16 protein-coding genes and 1 pseudogene are annotated in these 17,626 nt (G+C 53.1%); 13 read left to right on the forward strand and 4 right to left on the reverse strand.

The genetic code is table 11. The features are described from left to right. Nucleotides 1-30: 30 nt before the first annotated feature. Nucleotides 31-1,512 carry an MFS transporter gene (locus tag LG384_RS06780; protein WP_225760661.1) on the reverse strand — a complete coding sequence of 494 codons (1,482 nt, stop codon included), beginning with the start codon at nt 1,510-1,512 and terminating at the stop codon, nt 31-33. 289 nt (nt 1,513-1,801) lie between these two features. On the opposite strand from LG384_RS06780, the gene ybgI reads away from it, so the two are divergent. From ybgI to nei, 8 genes are read left to right on the forward strand one after another with little or no spacing between them, the layout of a single operon-like run. Continuing rightward, nucleotides 1,802-2,545 carry a radiation resistance protein YbgI gene (ybgI, locus tag LG384_RS06785; protein ID WP_045449503.1) on the forward strand — a complete coding sequence of 248 codons (744 nt, stop codon included), beginning with the start codon at nt 1,802-1,804 and terminating at the stop codon, nt 2,543-2,545. Between the two features lie 16 nt (nt 2,546-2,561). Then, on the forward strand, nt 2,562-3,218 hold the full coding sequence (pxpB, locus tag LG384_RS06790) for a 5-oxoprolinase subunit PxpB (protein WP_045441084.1): 657 nt from the start codon (nt 2,562-2,564) through the stop codon (nt 3,216-3,218). Beyond that, nucleotides 3,212-4,144, forward strand: a complete 933-nt coding sequence (pxpC, locus tag LG384_RS06795) for a 5-oxoprolinase subunit PxpC (RefSeq protein ID WP_045441085.1) — start codon at nt 3,212-3,214, stop codon at nt 4,142-4,144. The genes pxpB and pxpC overlap by 7 nt, the downstream gene beginning before the upstream one ends. Further along, a complete protein-coding gene (gene pxpA / locus LG384_RS06800) occupies nt 4,134-4,868 on the forward strand; it encodes a 5-oxoprolinase subunit PxpA (RefSeq protein ID WP_048221842.1) in 735 nt (244 codons plus the stop codon). The genes pxpC and pxpA overlap by 11 nt, the downstream gene beginning before the upstream one ends. Nucleotides 4,869-4,923: 55 nt before the next feature. Further along, on the forward strand, nt 4,924-5,646 hold the full coding sequence (locus LG384_RS06805; protein ID WP_045441087.1) for a DUF969 domain-containing protein: 723 nt from the start codon (nt 4,924-4,926) through the stop codon (nt 5,644-5,646). Further along, nucleotides 5,643-6,638 (forward strand): DUF979 domain-containing protein, encoded by a 996-nt coding sequence (locus LG384_RS06810; protein WP_200010599.1) that lies wholly within the window; start codon nt 5,643-5,645, stop codon nt 6,636-6,638. Before LG384_RS06805 ends, LG384_RS06810 begins: the two co-directional genes overlap by 4 nt. A gap of 9 nt (nt 6,639-6,647) precedes the next feature. Continuing rightward, nucleotides 6,648-7,292, forward strand: a complete 645-nt coding sequence (pcp, locus tag LG384_RS06815) for a pyroglutamyl-peptidase I (protein ID WP_048221840.1) — start codon at nt 6,648-6,650, stop codon at nt 7,290-7,292. 14 nt (nt 7,293-7,306) lie between these two features. Next, a complete protein-coding gene (nei, locus tag LG384_RS06820) occupies nt 7,307-8,098 on the forward strand; it encodes an endonuclease VIII (protein WP_045441090.1) in 792 nt (263 codons plus the stop codon). Here the strand turns inward: nei and LG384_RS06825 are convergent. The 3 genes and pseudogenes from LG384_RS06825 to LG384_RS06835 form a co-directional block, all read right to left on the reverse strand. Next, a complete protein-coding gene (locus LG384_RS06825; RefSeq protein ID WP_048221839.1) occupies nt 8,095-9,141 on the reverse strand; it encodes an AbrB family transcriptional regulator in 1,047 nt (348 codons plus the stop codon). The two genes, nei and LG384_RS06825, sit on opposite strands and share 4 nt — an antisense overlap. A 129-nt stretch (nt 9,142-9,270) precedes the next feature. Continuing rightward, nucleotides 9,271-10,554, reverse strand: a complete 1,284-nt coding sequence (locus tag LG384_RS06830) for a citrate synthase (protein WP_045441092.1) — start codon at nt 10,552-10,554, stop codon at nt 9,271-9,273. 206 nt (nt 10,555-10,760) lie between these two features. Then, nucleotides 10,761-10,868, reverse strand: a pseudogene (locus tag LG384_RS06835) (hypothetical protein). 383 nt (nt 10,869-11,251) lie between these two features. On the opposite strand from LG384_RS06835, the gene sdhC reads away from it, so the two are divergent. The 5 genes from sdhC to sucA all read left to right on the forward strand — a co-directional run bounded on the left by sdhC (nt 11,252) and on the right by sucA (nt 17,612). Next, nucleotides 11,252-11,656, forward strand: a complete 405-nt coding sequence (gene sdhC / locus LG384_RS06840; RefSeq protein WP_045441093.1) for a succinate dehydrogenase cytochrome b556 subunit — start codon at nt 11,252-11,254, stop codon at nt 11,654-11,656. After that, nucleotides 11,650-11,997, forward strand: a complete 348-nt coding sequence (gene sdhD / locus LG384_RS06845) for a succinate dehydrogenase membrane anchor subunit (RefSeq protein WP_045441094.1) — start codon at nt 11,650-11,652, stop codon at nt 11,995-11,997. Before sdhC ends, sdhD begins: the two co-directional genes overlap by 7 nt. Further along, nucleotides 11,997-13,763: a succinate dehydrogenase flavoprotein subunit gene (gene sdhA / locus LG384_RS06850; RefSeq protein ID WP_045441095.1), complete on the forward strand. Its 1,767-nt coding sequence runs from the start codon at nt 11,997-11,999 to the stop codon at nt 13,761-13,763. The genes sdhD and sdhA overlap by 1 nt, the downstream gene beginning before the upstream one ends. 15 nt (nt 13,764-13,778) lie before the next feature. Next, the gene (sdhB, locus tag LG384_RS06855) at nt 13,779-14,495 is read left to right on the forward strand and encodes a succinate dehydrogenase iron-sulfur subunit SdhB (RefSeq protein WP_045441096.1); all 717 of its coding nucleotides are present in this window, start codon (nt 13,779-13,781) and stop codon (nt 14,493-14,495) included. Nucleotides 14,496-14,810: 315 nt separating this feature from the next. Next, nucleotides 14,811-17,612, forward strand: a complete 2,802-nt coding sequence (gene sucA, locus LG384_RS06860) for a 2-oxoglutarate dehydrogenase E1 component (protein WP_045441097.1) — start codon at nt 14,811-14,813, stop codon at nt 17,610-17,612. Nucleotides 17,613-17,626: the final 14 nt, after the last annotated feature.

Here is a 17,626-nt window from a genome sequence, read left to right on the forward strand (position 1 = left end):
GAGTCGTAGTACATCATCGGGCCTGTAAACTCAGGACTCTACCGCCAGTGGACGGTTTCTAAACTTAAGTGACTGATACAACCAAATTAGCAGTACCAGCGCGACACAGGCCAGGGCTCCCCAGGTAATCTCGCTAAAGACATCAATATAGGCATTGATGGAATAGTTGATGGCCCCGGAGGCATCAAATGTGCCCTGGGATGTCTGGTCGGCAATCACTCCCGCCAGGTAGTTGGCAATGGCACCCGAAAGCAGCATATAAATACCGGTTAATACGCCGGTAACGCCCGGGATCTCAATGCGCGTAATTTGCGACATCGCGACCGGATCAATAAACAATTCGGCAAATCCCATCACCGCCAGCCCAAGGATCATCAGTGGCATAGAAGAATGCCCGTAAGCTGCTGACCAGCGGGCGCTTAAGGTCAGAATACAAAAACCTGCGCTCATTAATCCCAGACCGAGGGCAAATTTACCCCAGATACGCACAGTGCGGTTGCCACCCACGCTTTCTTTAACCACCCAGGCCAGCACGATGCCGCACAGCATCACGGCGAAGGCGTTGACCGACTGGAACATCGCGGTAGGAACGGAATATCCCAGAATGTCGCGATTAACAAAGCGGTCGATATAGAGGCTAATAGAACTGCCGCCCTGTTGAGCAAAGGCCCAGAACAACAGGCTGAAGAAAGTCAGAGTAACGATAAGCCCCAGTTCTTTACGCTGCTTCTGTGTTTGTGCCTGACGGTAGATTTTTGCCAGAACAGCCAGACCAATGAAGGTGGCAACGATCAGTGCATACACGGACCACTCTTTCCAGAACAGGACGGTAATCAGCAGCGGAGCTGCCACCAGTAATACCAACAACCAGGCCCAGTTTGGCAGAATAAACGTTCTGGCGCACAGGACAGCTTTGTTGACACCAGTGGTGTGGGCGAAATGGCGGTTTCCGCATAAGAAAATCACCAGTCCTGCCAGCATGCCGATTGCGGCCAGCGCGAAGCCCATGGCCCAGCTGTACTCTTCCTGCACATAGCCACAGGCGATAGGGGCGATAATCGAACCGATGTTACCTGCGGCATAAAGCAGAGAGAAACCGCCGTCGCGACGCGGATCTTCCGGCTGATACAGTTCGCCCAGCAGGCAACTGATGTTGGATTTAAACAGACCGTAACCGCAGACGATAATTGCCAGAGACAAATAGAGGAACGCCGGCGCCATTTCACTGGCACCCAGCACCAGGTGCCCCACTGCCATTAAAAATGCGCCAATCATGACTGCCATACGGTTGCCGAGCACTTTATCCGCCAGGTATCCCCCCAGAATTGGGGTGACATACACTAGCGAGCAGTAGGCACTGAAGAGTTCATATGCATGATTATCGTTGTACTTAAGCTGGTTAGTGAGATACAGGATCAGCAGTGCACGCATGCCGTAAAAACTGAAGTATTCCCAAATTTGCAGTGCGACGACGTAATAGATAGCGCGCGGCTGAGATGCTTGTTTATTCATTCTATTCTCGAAGTGAATGCCTCACGACAGGATGAACGTACTGTGTGAGCGTGTTTCCTTGAAATGGTAACTTTGATACAGATCTGATTATTTTTGCAATATGCTGTCTGATTGCATAAATATACATGAATAAAATCTCCTGGTGGTAAGCAATTTACCTTCAAAGTCCATGTGATTGTTTCTTGATGTGTCAGTGAAATGGCTATCGACGAACGGAGGCGGGGACGCTATTTTAGCTTAAGCTGTGTTGCTGATTGGGCATGCAGAATTTTTGACAACGAGGGCGATGATGAAAAACACCGAACTGGAACAACTGATCAACGACAAACTGAACAGCGCGGCCATTAGCGACTACGCGCCGAATGGTTTGCAGGTTGAGGGCAAAGAGACGGTGCATAAAATCGTGACCGGCGTGACCGCAAGCCAGGCATTATTGGACGAGGCAGTGCGTCTGCGGGCTGATGCGGTCATCGTTCATCACGGTTACTTCTGGAAAGGCGAATCCCCGGTTATTCGCGGCATGAAGCGCCATCGTCTGAAAACACTGCTGGAAAATGATATTAACCTGTATGGCTGGCACCTGCCGCTGGATGCGCACCCGGAACTGGGGAATAACGCGCAGTTAGCTGCGCTGCTAGGCATTACCGTGATGGGGGAAATTGAGCCTCTGGTGCCGTGGGGCGAACTCGCTATGCCGGTTCCGGGGTTAGAGCTGGCATCCTGGATAGAGGCGCGCCTGGGACGTAAACCGTTATGGTGTGGTGATACAGGGCCGGAAAAAGTTCAGCGCGTCGCCTGGTGTACCGGTGGCGGCCAAAGTTTCATTGATAGCGCGGCCCGTTTTGGCGTCGATGCTTTTATTACCGGTGAAGTCTCCGAACAAACCATTCACTCAGCCCGTGAGCAGGGGCTGCATTTTTATGCAGCCGGACATCATGCCACCGAACGTGGCGGTATTCGCGCGTTAAGTGAATGGCTGAATGAAAATACTGATTTGGATGTTTCTTTCATTGATATACCCAATCCGGCGTAATTAAAGAGGGGCGAAAGTGCAGCGAGCGCGTTGTTATCTGTTAGGTGAAACTGCGGTGGTTCTGGAACTGGAACCACCGATTACGCTGGCGAGTCAGAAACGTATTTGGGGCCTGGCCCAGCGTCTGGTAGATGCTCCGAATGTGCTGGAAGTCATTCCTGGAATGAACAACATCACGGTGACTCTGCGCAACCCACAAACGCTGGCGCTGGATGCAATTGAACGTCTGCAGCGCTGGTGGGAAGAGAGTGAAGCGCTGGAACCGGATTCGCGCTTTATTGAAATACCGGTTACTTATGGCGGTACGTGCGGACCGGATCTGGCAGAAGTTGCGCAGCACAGTGGATTAAGCCAGAAGCAGGTTGTCGAACTGCATGCGTCAGTTGACTATGTAGTCTGGTTTATCGGCTTTCAGCCGGGATTCCCCTATCTCGGGAGCTTACCGGAGCAACTGCATACACCAAGACGTGCTGAACCGCGCCTGCTTGTTCCGGCAGGTTCAGTTGGCATCGGTGGCTCACAAACCGGTATCTACCCACTATCAACACCTGGAGGATGGCAACTGATAGGGCATACCTCGGTTAAGTTGTTCGATCCGCAGCGGGATGAGCCGATCCTGTTACGGCCAGGGGATACCGTGCGATTTGTCCCGCAGAAGGAGGGGGTATGTTAAAAATCATTCGTGCGGGCATGTATACCTCCGTGCAGGACGGTGGCCGCTACGGTTTTCGGCAATCAGGAATAAGCCACTGTGGGGCGCTGGACAAACCGGCGCTGAACGTAGCCAACCTGCTGGTGGGTAATGACGCAAATGCCGCAGCACTTGAAGTGACGCTCGGTCAGTTGGTGGTGGAATTTGAGGCGGATGGCTGGTTTGCATTAACCGGCGCGGGGTGTGAAGCGCATTTAGACCGTACCCCTGTGTGGAGCGGATGGCGACTGCCGGTTAAAGCCGGGCAACGCCTGATGCTAAAACGCCCGCATCGCGGGATGCGCAGTTATCTGGCGGTGGCGGGTGGCATTGATGTTCCCGAGGTGATGGGCTCATGCAGTACCGATCTGAAAGTAGGTATCGGTGGGCTGGAAGGGCGTCTGTTACGCGATGGCGATCGGCTGGCGATTGGTGTTTCAACGCGACAGTTCAGCGGGCCGCAGGGGGTCAAACAGCTTTTGTGGGGCAACCGTATTCGCGCGTTACCCGGACCTGAATATCACGAATTTGATGATGCATCACAGGCATCATTCTGGCGATCTCCGTGGCAGCTCAGCCCACAGAGTAACCGGATGGGGTATCGATTGCAGGGTCAGCCACTTACACGTACCACCGATCGTGAGCTGTTGTCGCACGGTCTGCTCCCCGGCGTGGTTCAGGTACCGCACAATGGTCAGCCGATTGTGTTGATGAACGATGCTCAGACGACGGGTGGCTATCCACGAATTGCCTGTATCATCGAGGCGGATATGTACCATCTGGCGCAAATCCCTCTCGGCCAGCCGATTCATTTTGTTCAGTGTTCGCTGGAGGAGGCGCTGAAGGCGCGTGCCGATCAGCAACGTTATCTGGAACAGTTAACATGGCGACTTAACGATGAAAATTGATCTGAATGCAGACCTCGGCGAAGGCTGCGCAAATGACGCCGCGCTGTTGCAACTGGTGTCATCAGCCAACATTGCCTGTGGATTCCATGCCGGGGACGCGCAAACCATGCTTTTAAGCGTGCGTGAAGCGCTAAAAAATGGGGTGGCGGTGGGGGCTCATCCAGGTTTCCTGGATCGGGAAAACTTTGGTCGTAGTGCCATGACTTTGCCCACTGAAACGGTATATGCGCAGACGCTGTATCAAATCGGCGCGCTGGCTGCCATCACTCGGGCTGAAGGCGGCGTCATGCGCCACGTCAAACCACACGGGATGCTCTATAACCAGGCGGCGAAAGACCCACAACTGGCTGACGCGATTGCCAGAGCGGTTCATGCCTGCGATCCATCACTTGTGCTGGTGGGACTTGCGGGGAGCGAGCTGATTCGGGCCGGGGAACATTATGGCCTGGTGACACGCCAGGAGGTTTTTGCCGATCGAGGCTATCAGGCAGATGGCAGTCTGGTTCCCCGTAGCCAGCCGGGCGCGCTGATTGAAAATGAAGAACAGGCACTGGCTCAAACCTTAGAAATGGTGCAGTCCGGCAGAGTGAAAAGCCAGACCGGAGAATGGGCGAGCGTGACTGCGCAGACGGTATGTATTCATGGTGATGGTGAGCACGCACTCGCTTTTGCCCGCCGCTTACGTACCGCGTTCGAAGCAGAGAAGATTCAAATTAGCGCATAATTTTTTACATACAAAACAATAACATATTACACAACAACATAGACGGGAATATATTATGGGAGAGGTCATTTCTCTCTGGCCATTGACGGGGATTGCTGTCATTGTGGTCGGATTTCTTTTACGTTTTAACCCGGTATTGGTGGTTATCATTGCCGGGATCGTCACGGGGCTGGCGGCGCATATGCCGATCGCCACGATCCTCGAAAAGTTGGGAGAAGGTTTTCTCAACACCCGCAACCTGCCGTTTATCCTGCTGATCCCTCTGGCGGTTATCGGTCTGCTGGAGCGCCACGGTCTGAAAGAACGTGCTCAGGCATGGATCGCGAAAATCCGCAGCGCCACCAGCGGTCGTCTGTTAATTGTCTATCTCTTTATTCGTGAAGCGACCGCGGCGCTGGGGCTGACAAGTCTGGGTGGCCATCCGCAAATGGTTCGCCCGCTGCTGGCTCCTATGGCTGAAGGGGCCGCTGAGAAAAACCATGGTGAATTGCCCGGGTCAGTGCGCTATCGGTTGCGTGCAATGTCGGCGGCGACCGATAACGTCGGGCTGTTTTTTGGTGAAGATATCTTTGTTGCCTTTGGCGCGATCATTTTCATGCACAACTTTATGCTGGAGTCAGGCGGGATCCAGACGGAGCCGTTGCATATTGCCCTGTGGGGGATCCCAACGGCGATTTGTGCGTTCCTGATCCACGGTGCTCGCTTATGGCGCCTTGATAACTACCTGCAACGCGAAGTGGCGAAAGCGAATGCCGCAGCAAAAGGAGAAGCGAAATGAATTTTCAGCAAAGCTATCTCTACTGGCTGGCGGGTGCGGTATTACTGATTGTGGCCGTCATGTCCTGGCAGGACAAAGCGAACCCCCGGCGTTTAACCACCGGTCTGTTCTGGGGCGTGTACGGTCTGCTGTTTCTGCTGGGTGACTGGACGTATTCACTTTTTGGCGATAAACGCACTGTGCATATCGCTGTCGGTGTCGCGGTCGTGTTACTGGCTCTAATCGCCGGTTTCGGCGGCGTCAAACTGGGTAGCTATCATCAACGTACGCAACAACAGCGCGAAGAAAGCGCCACCCGGTTGGGCAATCGTCTGTTTTTCCCGGCGCTGGCCATTCCGGTGGTTACCGTGATTGGCGTGTTGATGTTTAATCATATTCCGGGCTTACAGGATGCGTTGTTTGGGCCGGGTAACCACGCCACGCTGGTGACACTCTTTTCGATGACAGCTGGCTCGTTGATCGGCCTGGCAATGGCGATAAAAATGACCCATGAACGGGTACATCAGCCAATTCAGGAAGCTCGTCGTCTGCTGGACTCTATTGGTTGGGCGTTCATCCTGCCACAGATTCTGGCCACGCTGGGGTTGTTGTTTACGGCGGCAGGCGTCGGCAGTGGTATCTCTTATCTGACTCAGGAATACCTCGCGGTGGATAGCCGCTTTATCGCGGTGGCGGTGTATACCATCGGTATGGCACTGCTGACGATGGTTATGGGTAATGCGTTTGCGGCCTTCCCGATTGTGACCGCCGGGATTGGTATTCCGATACTCGTGTTGCAGCATGGAGGTAACCCTGCGGTGATGGCGGCAATCGGCATGTTCTCCGGGTATTGCGGTACGCTGATGACACCGATGGCGGCGAACTTTAACATTGTGCCGGCGGCATTGCTGGAACTGCCGGATAAGAACGCAGTGATTAAAGCACAGGTGCCAACCGGCGTGCTGTTGCTATTGGTCAACGTATTCCTGATGTATTTCCTGATGTTCCTGTAAGGAGGAAGGATGAAAACGGTACTTATCACCGGATTTGAACCTTTTGGCGGCGAATCAGTTAACCCTTCCTGGGAAGTGGTCTCGGGTCTCGACAATGCTATTATCGGTGAATGTCGCGTTGTGGCACGCCAGCTTCCGTGCGTATTTGGTGAGTCTCTTGCCGTACTCAATGCTGCGATTGACGCGCTGTCGCCGTCGCTGGTACTGGCGGTAGGTCAGGCTGGAGGCCGTACAGATATCACCGTTGAGCGCGTGGCGATCAATGTTGACGATGCACGTATTGCGGATAACCACGGGCAGCAGCCCGTTGATGAACCGATCGTAGCGGATGGCCCGGCGGCATGGTTTAGCACGTTGCCGATTAAAGCGATGGTTGCTGCCATGCGCAGCGCAGGTATTCCTGCATCGGTTTCTCAGACTGCGGGTACCTTCGTCTGCAACCACGTGATGTATGGGCTGCTGCATAAGTTACGTAACACGCCGACAGTGAAGGGGGGATTTATTCATATTCCCTATCTGCCGGAACAAGCGGCGGCGCATCCAGGTGCGCCGAGTATGGCGGCAGAAACGGTGCGTCATGCACTGGAGATTGCGATTGTTACCGCCTTGCAGGTGGATCGTGATATCGCAGTGACGGGCGGAGCAACTCATTAACAAAGGACAGTATTATGCCTGAAGGCCCGGAGATCCGCCGTGCGGCGGATAACCTGGAGGCGGCAGTCAAAGGCAAACCTCTGACGGATGTCTGGTTTGCCTTTGAGCAGTTAAAACCGTATCAATCTCGACTGACTGGACAGAGGGTTACCCATATTGAAACCCGGGGTAAGGCATTGCTGACCCACTTTTCGAATGGTCTGACGTTATATAGCCATAATCAGCTTTATGGCGTATGGCGAGTGATTGAGACGGGGAAAATCCCGGAAACCAACCGGGTATTACGCGTCAGGCTGCAAACGCTCGATAAAACTATTCTGCTCTACAGCGCCTCTGACATTGAAATCCTTACGCCTGAACAGCTAACCAACCATCCGTTCCTGCAACGGGTTGGACCTGATGTGCTGGATCTGCGCTTAACGCCTGATGATGTGAAAGCGCGTCTGCTTTCACCTCGTTTTCGCAATCGGCAGTTTTCCGGTCTGTTCCTGGATCAGGCGTTTCTCGCGGGGTTGGGTAACTATTTACGGGTAGAAATTCTCTGGCAGGTGGAACTGACAGGGCAACATAAAGCCTCGCAACTCAGCGATGAACAGCTCGACAGGCTGGCGCATGCACTGCTCGATATTCCGCGTTTATCTTACAATACGCGCGGTCTGGTTGATGAGAATAAACATCACGGCGCGCTGTTTCGCTTTAAGGTTTTCCATCGGGACGGTGAAGCATGCGAACGTTGTGGCGGTATTATCGAGAAAACGATGCTCTCTTCACGACCTTTTTACTGGTGTCCGGGATGTCAGCATTAAGCTGGCTGCCTGGGGGCATGCTGTGAAATAAACCGCGCCACCGCCGGACCAGTCAATAAAATACTGAACAGCCGCAGGGTCTGCATCGCCATGATCAGCGCCATATCGGCGTGACTTCCTGCGGCAATCACCGCGACACTGTCCACCCCTCCCGGGCTGGTAGCCAGATAAGCGGTGAGGAAGTCGATCCGCATGTAATGCGCCAGTCCCCAGGCCATAGCCGCGCAAATCGCCATCAGTGAAAAAATAGACAACAGGATCTGTGGCAAGGGACGTAGTGCCATAAAAAAGATTTGCTTGTCAAAACCCAGACCAATTTGCCAGCCGATGGCCATGTACGCTATGGCCAGTAGCCATTCCGGCAGTTCAATCACCATTACACCGCCAGCGTTCAGCAATGCACCCACCAGCATTGGCAGCAGCATGACGCCAGAGGGGATGCGCAGTACGCGCCCGGCAATTCCGGCAACGGCGGCCAGTGCCAGGGTACTGAACAGGTTAACACTCAGTGGCGGAAACCAGATGATTTGCTCGCTGACCGTTTGCGCCAGGTCACCCATCACCAGTCGGGTGACCAGCGCCGCCGCGCCTACCACAAGTAAAACCCGCAGATACTGCATGAATGCCACCAGACGAATGTCAGCGCCATAATCCTGCGCCATGGCAACCATCGCCGCCGCTCCGCCTGGAGATGAGCCCCACGCGCCCGTATTACCGGGAAGTTTACTGTAACGTACTAACAACCAGCCTATTGCTGCACTGCTGATAAGGGTTGCCAGCAGAATGACAATCACCACCGGCCAATGCGCTGCCAGCGTCGTAAAAATGGAGCCAGTGAGGTTTTGCGCAATCATACAGCCGAGGATGGCTTGCGCACCAAGAAACGTGCAGCGAGGGGGATGCAGCGAAATACCGCGCATACTGAAAATAATACCGACGATCATCGACCCGAGCAGTAATGGCCCCGGAAGATGGATAAACAGAAAGAGCAGGGAAAGAAGAAGTGACAGTAAAAACAGTGCACTCCACTGCAAAACAGGCATCCCATACTCCTGAGTAGAATTAAGCAAGTCTCAGTAAATCATAGAGAAAGGATGAGAGGATTAACACAATGCATGTCAAGAAAAAGGGAATATGCCGGATGGTGACGCATCGCCATCCGGCAACAGGAATTAACGCTTAATGTCAGACTTAAAATCGCGTTTGTCGTAGCCGGTGTACAGCTGACGAGGACGGGCGATCTTCATGCCATCAGTATGCATTTCGTTCCAGTGAGCAATCCAGCCAACGGTACGCGCCATGGCGAAAATCACGGTGAACATGGAGGACGGAATACCCATCGCTTTCAGAATGATACCGGAGTAGAAGTCTACGTTCGGGTAGAGTTTCTTCTCGATGAAGTACGGGTCATTCAGTGCGATGTGCTCAAGCTCCATGGCCACTTCCAGCAGGTCATCTTTGGTGCCCAGCTCTTTCAGGACTTCATGACAGGTTTCACGCATAACGGTTGCGCGTGGGTCATAGTTTTTATAGACACGGTGACCAAAGCCCATCAGACGGAAAGAATCATTCTTGTCTTTCGCGCGGCGAACAAATTCCGGAATGTGTTTAACCGAGCTGATTTCTTCCAGCATCTTCAGTGCGGCTTCGTTTGCACCGCCGTGTGCCGGTCCCCACAGGGAAGCAATACCTGCTGCGATACAGGCAAACGGGTTAGCGCCAGAAGAACCCGCCGTACGTACGGTAGACGTAGAAGCGTTCTGCTCGTGGTCGGCGTGCAGGATCAGGATACGGTCCATTGCGCGTTCCAGGATTGGATTCACTTCGTATTTTTCGCACGGCGTGGAGAACATCATGTGCAGGAAGTTACCGGCGTAGGAGAGGTCGTTACGCGGATAAACAAACGGTTGGCCGATGGAGTATTTGTAGCACATCGCTGCCATGGTAGGCATTTTGGACAGCAGACGGAAAGCAGCGATTTCACGGTGACGCGCATTATTCACATCCAGCGAGTCGTGGTAGAACGCGGCCAGTGCGCCGGTAACACCGCACATGACGGCCATCGGGTGAGAGTCGCGGCGGAAACCGTGGAACAGACGGGTAATCTGCTCATGGATCATGGTATGGCGAGTGACCGTGGTTTTGAACTCGTCGTACTCTTCCTGCGTCGGTTTTTCGCCGTACAGCAGGATATAACACACTTCCAGATAGTTGGACTCGGTCGCCAACTGGTCAATCGGGAAGCCGCGATGCAGCAAAATACCTTCGTCACCGTCGATGAAAGTAATTTTGGATTCGCAGGATGCAGTAGAGGTGAAACCTGGGTCAAAAGTAAACATCCCTTTTGAGCCAAGGCTACGAATATCAATAACATCTTGACCGAGCGTACCTTTCAGCACATCCAGTTCAATAGCAGAGTCACCATTTAGAGTGATTTTTGCTTTAGTATCAGCCATTTACGGTCTCCTTAGCGCCTTATTGCTTAAGACTGCCGGAACTTACATTTGCCTTCGTACATTGGTGAACCGTTACCAGTTTGTTATTTGGCTCGCCGCTCTGTGGAAGAGGGGACAACCTGGGTACAGAGCTATGGGCGCTTGCAGGTAAAACGGTCTGTTCATGGCGAATAAACAGCAAATCAAGAACTTAGCAATCCGAATTATTAAACCTGTCTATCACTAATAACTGTCCTGAAGGTATTGGTCAATACTTCCACACTGTTGCATAACTAAATCTCCGGTGAAAGAGTGACCCCATAACTTTTACGCATTATATGCCTTTTCTGGTGTCGTTTGTAACAACTTTGTTTAATGTTTGTCAAATCAGATGATTAAAAATTAAAATAATGTTGTTATCGTGACCTATGTCACTGTTCGGGATAAAACCCGACAAACTATATGTAGGTTAATTGTAATGATTTTGTGAACGTCCTATACTGCCGCCAGGTCTCCGGAATACCCTGCAATCCCGAGCCAACCAGCGTTGTAACGTGTCGTTTTAGCAACTGGAAGCAGTGTTTTATATGACGCGTAGTTATAGTAAGGACGCTGTCTGACCCGCACGCAGACCGGAGGAAGGAAATCCCGTCGTCTTTCAGGCTACAGGTGTCTTCATCTTCTGTACCCGAAGTCCAAAGGGAATAATAAGAACAGCATGTGGGCGTTATTCATGATAAGAAATGTGAAAAAACAAAGACCTGTCAATCTGGATCTGCAAACGATCCGGTTCCCAATCACGGCGATAGCGTCCATTCTCCATCGCGTATCTGGAGTGATCACCTTCGTGGCGGTCGGGATACTGTTGTGGTTATTGGGTACCAGCCTTTCCTCCCCTGAAGGTTTCCTCGCGGCGTCATCCATTATGAATAACTTCTTTGTGGAGTTAATTATGTGGGGAATTCTGGTCGCGCTGGCATATCACGCTGTAATGGGCATTCGCCATCTGTTGATGGATTTTGGCTACCTTGAAGAAACCCTCGAAGCAGGGACGCGTTCCGCCAAAATTTCTTTTGTTATCATTGTCGTGCTTTCACTTCTCGCAGGAGTCCTCGTATGGTAAGCAACGCCTCCGCATTAGGACGCAACGGCGTACATGACTTCATTCTGGTCCGTGCTACCGCTATCGTTCTGACGTTATACATCATCTATATGGTCGGCTTCTTCGCCACCAGCGGCGAGCTGACCTGGGAAGTCTGGACCGGTTTTTTCTCATCGGCATTCACCAAAGTCTTCACCCTGCTGGCACTTTTCTCCATCTTGATTCATGCCTGGATCGGCATGTGGCAGGTGTTGACCGACTACGTTAAACCTCTGGCCGTGCGCCTGATTCTGCAACTGGCAATTGTCGTTGCGCTGGTGGTTTACGTCATTTATGGATTTGTTGTGGTGTGGGGTGTGTAATGAAACTGCCAGTCAGAGAATTTGATGCTGTTGTGATTGGTGCCGGCGGCGCAGGTATGCGCGCGGCGCTGCAAATTTCCCAAAGCGGCCAGACCTGTGCGCTGCTTTCCAAAGTGTTCCCAACCCGTTCCCATACCGTTTCTGCGCAGGGTGGCATCACCGTTGCGCTCGGTAATACCCATGAAGATAACTGGGAATGGCATATGTACGACACCGTAAAAGGGTCGGATTACATTGGTGACCAGGACGCTATTGAATATATGTGCAAGACCGGTCCGGAAGCGATTCTGGAGCTGGATCATATGGGGCTGCCGTTTTCACGCCTCGACGATGGCACTATCTATCAACGCCCGTTTGGCGGTCAGTCGAAAAACTTCGGCGGCGAGCAGGCGGCACGTACCGCAGCGGCGGCGGACCGTACCGGTCATGCGTTGTTACACACCTTGTATCAGCAGAACCTGAAAAACCACACCACCATTTTCTCGGAGTGGTATGCGTTGGATCTGGTGAAAAACGCCGATGGCGCAGTGGTGGGTTGTACCGCACTGTGTATCGAAACCGGTGAAGTCGTCTACTTCAAAGCCCGCGCTACCGTGCTGGCAACCGGCGGGGCAGGCCGTATTTATCAGTCCACCACCAACGCCCACATCAATACCGGTGATGGTGTTGGTATGGCTATCCGTGCCGGTGTGCCGGTGCAGGATATGGAAATGTGGCAGTTTCACCCAACCGGTATCGCCGGTGCAGGTGTACTGGTAACAGAAGGTTGCCGCGGTGAAGGCGGTTATCTGTTAAATAAACATGGCGAACGCTTTATGGAGCGTTATGCCCCGAATGCGAAAGACCTTGCGGGTCGTGACGTGGTGGCGCGTTCCATCATGATCGAAATTCGTGAAGGGCGTGGCTGTGACGGTCCGTGGGGTCCACACGCCAAGCTGAAACTTGACCATCTGGGTAAAGAAGTGCTGGAATCCCGTCTGCCGGGCATTCTGGAACTGTCCCGCACCTTTGCCCACGTTGATCCGGTGAAAGAGCCGATTCCGGTAATCCCTACCTGCCACTACATGATGGGCGGTATTCCGACCAAAGTGACCGGCCAGGCACTGACTGTGAATGAGCAGGGTGAAGATGTGGTGATTCCTGGGCTGTTTGCGGTTGGCGAAATCGCCTGCGTATCGGTCCACGGTGCTAACCGTCTGGGCGGCAACTCGCTGCTGGACCTGGTGGTATTCGGTCGTGCGGTTGGCCTGCATCTGCAGGAATCTATCACTGAGCAGGGTGACCTGCTGGATGCCACCGAAGAAGAGATCGATGCTTCTCTGGCCCGTCTGAACCGCTGGAACGGTAACCGCGACGGCGAAGATCCGGTAGTTATTCGCAAAGCGCTGCAAGAATGTATGCAGCATAACTTCTCGGTCTTCCGCGAAGGTGATGCGATGGCGAAGGGGCTTGAAGAGTTGAAAGCAATTCGCGAGCGTCTGAAAAACGCCCGTCTGGATGATACGTCCAGCGAGTTCAACACCCAGCGCGTTGAGTGTCTGGAGCTGGATAACCTGATGGAAACCGCGTACGCCACGGCGGTGTCCGCCAACTTCCGTACCGAAAGCCGCGGCGCGCATAGCCGCTTCGACTATCCGGAACGTGATGATGAAAACTGGCTGTGCCATTCCCTGTACCTGCCAGAATCGGAATCCATGACTCGACGTCAGGTCAATATGGAACCGAAACTGCGCCCGGCATTCCCGCCGAAGATTCGTACTTATTAATGCGGAGACAGGACAATGAAACTCGAGTTTTCGATTTATCGCTATAACCCGGATATCGATGATGCTCCGCGTATGCAGGATTACACCCTGGAAGCGGAAGAAGGGCGCGACATGATGCTGCTGGATGCATTGATGCAGCTGAAAGAAAAAGATCCGTCGCTGTCGTTCCGTCGCTCCTGCCGTGAAGGGGTGTGCGGTTCTGATGGTCTGAATATGAACGGCAAAAATGGGCTGGCGTGTATCACTCCTATTTCTGCGCTGAATCAGCCGGGCAAGAAAATTGTCATTCGCCCGCTGCCAGGTTTACCGGTCGTACGCGATTTGGTGGTAGACATGGGACAATTCTACGCACAGTATGAGAAGATTAAGCCTTACTTGTTGAATAATGGGAAAAATCCTCCTGCTCGTGAGCATTTACAAATGCCAGAGCAGCGTGAGAAGCTCGATGGGCTGTATGAATGTATTTTGTGTGCATGCTGCTCAACGTCCTGCCCGTCATTCTGGTGGAATCCGGACAAGTTTATTGGCCCGGCAGGACTGCTGGCCGCGTATCGCTTCCTGATTGACAGTCGCGATACCGAAACCGACAGCCGCCTCGAAGGTTTAAGTGACGCTTTCAGCGTATTCCGCTGCCATAGCATCATGAACTGCGTCAGCGTATGTCCTAAGGGGCTGAACCCGACGCGCGCCATCGGCCATATTAAGTCGATGCTGTTGAAACGTAGTGCGTAAGTAACAGATGCCGGATGGCGGCATAAATGCCTTATCCGGCCTACAGGTGAGTCACTGTAGGCCGGATAAGCACAGCGTCATCAGGCATGATATATGCAGGAAACCTCTAAAAACTGCCATGAATTAGAGAGCAATAATCGAGGCGTTCGGCGCGATACAAGGCGCGGTCTGAACGACGAAGATTATTAGACAGTTTTTAAAGGTTCCTTCGCGAGCCAGATTAAACAAGAGCTCGCAAGTGAACCCCGGCACGCACAGCGGTGTGCGTGGTAGTATCCACGGCGAAATAAGCATATAGATGCTTAAGGGATCACGATGCAGAACAGCGCTTTGAAAGCCTGGTTGGACTCTTCTTACCTCTCTGGTTCAAACCAGAGCTGGATAGAACAGCTCTATGAAGACTTCTTAACCGACCCTGACTCGGTAGATGCTAACTGGCGTTCGACGTTCCAGCAGTTACCTGGTACCGGAGTCAAACCGGATCAACTCCACTCAAAAACACGTGATTATTTCCGTCGACAGGCGTTGGTTACCCCACGTTATTCTTCTTCTATCTCCGACCCTGATGCCAATGTGAAGCAGGTTAAAGTCCTGCAGCTCATCAACGCATATCGTTTCCGTGGTCATCAGCATGCGAATCTCGATCCGCTGGGACTGTGGCAGCAAGAGAATGTGGCCGATCTGGACCCAACTTTCCACGATCTGACCGATGCTGATTTCCAGGAAAGCTTTAACGTAGGTTCTTTTGCCGGCGGCAAAGACACCATGAAGCTGAGCGACCTGGTTGAGGCGCTGAAACAAACCTACTGCGGCCCTATTGGCGCCGAGTATATGCACATCACCAGTACCGAAGAAAAACGCTGGCTTCAGCAGCGTATCGAATCTGGTCGTGCCGCATTCAGCAGCGAAGAGAAGAAACGTTTTCTCAGCGAACTGACCGCAGCAGAAGGCCTGGAACGCTATCTGGGCGCGAAGTTCCCGGGTGCAAAACGCTTCTCGCTGGAAGGCGGCGATGCGTTAATTCCGATGCTTAAAGAGATGATTCGCCATGCCGGTAACAGCGGCACGCGCGAAGTGGTTCTGGGCATGGCGCACCGTGGCCGTCTGAACGTGCTGGTCAACGTGCTGGGTAAAAAACCACAGGATCTGTTCGACGAATTTGCAGGCAAACATAAAGAACACCTCGGTACGGGTGATGTGAAGTACCACATGGGCTTCTCATCTGATATCGAAACCGAAGGCGGTCTGGTTCACCTGGCGCTGGCGTTTAACCCGTCGCATCTGGAAATCGTCAGCCCGGTGGTTATCGGTTCCGTTCGCGCGCGTCTGGACAGACTGGACGAGCCGAGCAGCAATAAAGTGTTGCCGATCACCATTCACGGTGACGCCGCAGTGACCGGACAGGGCGTAGTTCAGGAAACCCTGAACATGTCGAAAGCGCGTGGTTACGAAGTGGGCGGTACCGTTCGCATCGTTATCAATAACCAGGTCGGCTTTACAACGTCTAACCCACTGGATGCACGCTCTACGCCGTATTGCACTGATATCGGTAAGATGGTCCAGGCGCCTATTTTCCACGTCAATGCGGATGATCCGGAAGCCGTCGCTTTCGTGACCCGTCTGGCACTGGATTTCCGTAATACCTTTAAACGTGATGTCTTCATCGATCTGGTGTGCTACCGCCGTCATGGCCATAACGAAGCCGACGAGCCGAGTGCGACCCAGCCGCTGATGTATCAGAAAATCAAAAAGCATCCGACTCCGCGCAAAATCTACGCTGATAAGCTGGAAGCCGATAAAGTCGCAACGCTGGAAGACGCCACCGAAATGGTCAACCTCTATCGTGACGCGCTGGATGCCGGCGAATGCGTAGTGAAAGAGTGGCGTCCAATGAATATGCACTCCTTCACCTGGTCGCCGTACCTCAACCATGAATGGGATGAAAACTACCCGAGCAAGGTTGAAATGAAGCGTTTGCAGGAACTGGCAAAACGCATCAGTACTGTACCAGAAGCGGTTGAAATGCAGTCGCGCGTTGCCAAGATTTACGGCGACCGTCAGGCGATGGCAGCAGGCGAGAAGCTGTTCGACTGGGGTGGTGCTGAGAACCTGGCTTACGCAACGTTGGTTGACGAGGGCATTCCGGTACGACTGTCTGGTGAAGACTCAGGTCGCGGTACCTTCTTCCACCGCCATGCAGTTATTCACAACCAGGCAAACGGTTCTACCTACACGCCACTGCAGCATGTGCATAACGGTCAGGGCACATTCCGCGTTTGGGACTCCGTGCTGTCTGAAGAAGCGGTACTGGCATTCGAATATGGTTATGCCACAGCAGAGCCGCGCACGCTGACTATCTGGGAAGCGCAGTTTGGTGACTTTGCCAACGGTGCGCAGGTTGTTATCGACCAGTTCATCTCCTCTGGTGAGCAGAAATGGGGTCGTATGTGTGGCTTGGTGATGCTGCTGCCACACGGCTACGAAGGGCAGGGACCAGAGCACTCTTCCGCACGTCTTGAGCGTTATCTGCAACTTTGCGCTGAGCAAAACATGCAGGTGTGCGTTCCGTCTACCCCAGCACAGGTTTACCACATGCTGCGTCGTCAGGCGCTGCGCGGTATGCGTCGTCCGCTGGTGGTGATGTCGCCGAAGTCATTGCTGCGTCATCCGCTGGCAGTGTCTACGCTCGACGAACTGGCTAATGGTACGTTCCTGCCAGCCATCGGCGAGATAGATGAACTTGATCCGCAAGCCGTGAAGCGCGTCGTGATGTGTTCTGGTAAGGTTTATTACGACCTGCTGGAGCAGCGCCGCAAGAACAACCAGAAAGATGTCGCCATTGTGCGTATCGAACAGCTCTATCCGTTCCCGCATAAAGCGGTACAGGAAGCGCTGAAACCTTTTGCTCATGTGCATGATTTTGTCTGGTGCCAGGAAGAGCCGCTCAACCAGGGCGCATGGTACTGCAGCCAGCATCATTTCCGTGAAGTGATTCCATTTGGGTCTGCTCTGCGTTATGCAGGTCGCCCGGCCTCTGCCTCTCCGGCAGTAGGATATATGTCCGTTCACCAGAAACAGCAACAAGATCTGGTCAATGACGCGCTGAACGTCGATTAAATAAAGGATAAATA

It is taken from the genome of Citrobacter sp. Marseille-Q3906 (assembly GCF_916618775.1).
Lineage (GTDB): Bacteria > Pseudomonadota > Gammaproteobacteria > Enterobacterales > Enterobacteriaceae > Citrobacter > Citrobacter murliniae.

What these genes read in the sequence shown, in the direction of transcription:
- nei (WP_045441090.1), top strand. Translation starts at nt 7,307, where the DNA reads ATGCCTGAAGGCCCGGAGATCCGCCGTGCGGCGGATAACCTGGAGGCG.
- pxpA (WP_048221842.1), top strand. Translation starts at nt 4,134, where the DNA reads ATGAAAATTGATCTGAATGCAGACCTCGGCGAAGGCTGCGCAAATGAC.
- LG384_RS06825 (WP_048221839.1), bottom strand. Translation starts at nt 9,141, where the DNA reads ATGCCTGTTTTGCAGTGGAGTGCACTGTTTTTACTGTCACTTCTTCTT.
- LG384_RS06810 (WP_200010599.1), top strand. Translation starts at nt 5,643, where the DNA reads ATGAATTTTCAGCAAAGCTATCTCTACTGGCTGGCGGGTGCGGTATTA.
- pcp (WP_048221840.1), top strand. Translation starts at nt 6,648, where the DNA reads ATGAAAACGGTACTTATCACCGGATTTGAACCTTTTGGCGGCGAATCA.
- pxpC (WP_045441085.1), top strand. Translation starts at nt 3,212, where the DNA reads ATGTTAAAAATCATTCGTGCGGGCATGTATACCTCCGTGCAGGACGGT.
- sdhD (WP_045441094.1), top strand. Translation starts at nt 11,650, where the DNA reads ATGGTAAGCAACGCCTCCGCATTAGGACGCAACGGCGTACATGACTTC.
- ybgI (WP_045449503.1), top strand. Translation starts at nt 1,802, where the DNA reads ATGAAAAACACCGAACTGGAACAACTGATCAACGACAAACTGAACAGC.
- sdhC (WP_045441093.1), top strand. Translation starts at nt 11,252, where the DNA reads ATGTGGGCGTTATTCATGATAAGAAATGTGAAAAAACAAAGACCTGTC.
- sucA (WP_045441097.1), top strand. Translation starts at nt 14,811, where the DNA reads ATGCAGAACAGCGCTTTGAAAGCCTGGTTGGACTCTTCTTACCTCTCT.
- LG384_RS06780 (WP_225760661.1), bottom strand. Translation starts at nt 1,512, where the DNA reads ATGAATAAACAAGCATCTCAGCCGCGCGCTATCTATTACGTCGTCGCA.
- sdhB (WP_045441096.1), top strand. Translation starts at nt 13,779, where the DNA reads ATGAAACTCGAGTTTTCGATTTATCGCTATAACCCGGATATCGATGAT.
- sdhA (WP_045441095.1), top strand. Translation starts at nt 11,997, where the DNA reads ATGAAACTGCCAGTCAGAGAATTTGATGCTGTTGTGATTGGTGCCGGC.
- LG384_RS06805 (WP_045441087.1), top strand. Translation starts at nt 4,924, where the DNA reads ATGGGAGAGGTCATTTCTCTCTGGCCATTGACGGGGATTGCTGTCATT.
- LG384_RS06830 (WP_045441092.1), bottom strand. Translation starts at nt 10,554, where the DNA reads ATGGCTGATACTAAAGCAAAAATCACTCTAAATGGTGACTCTGCTATT.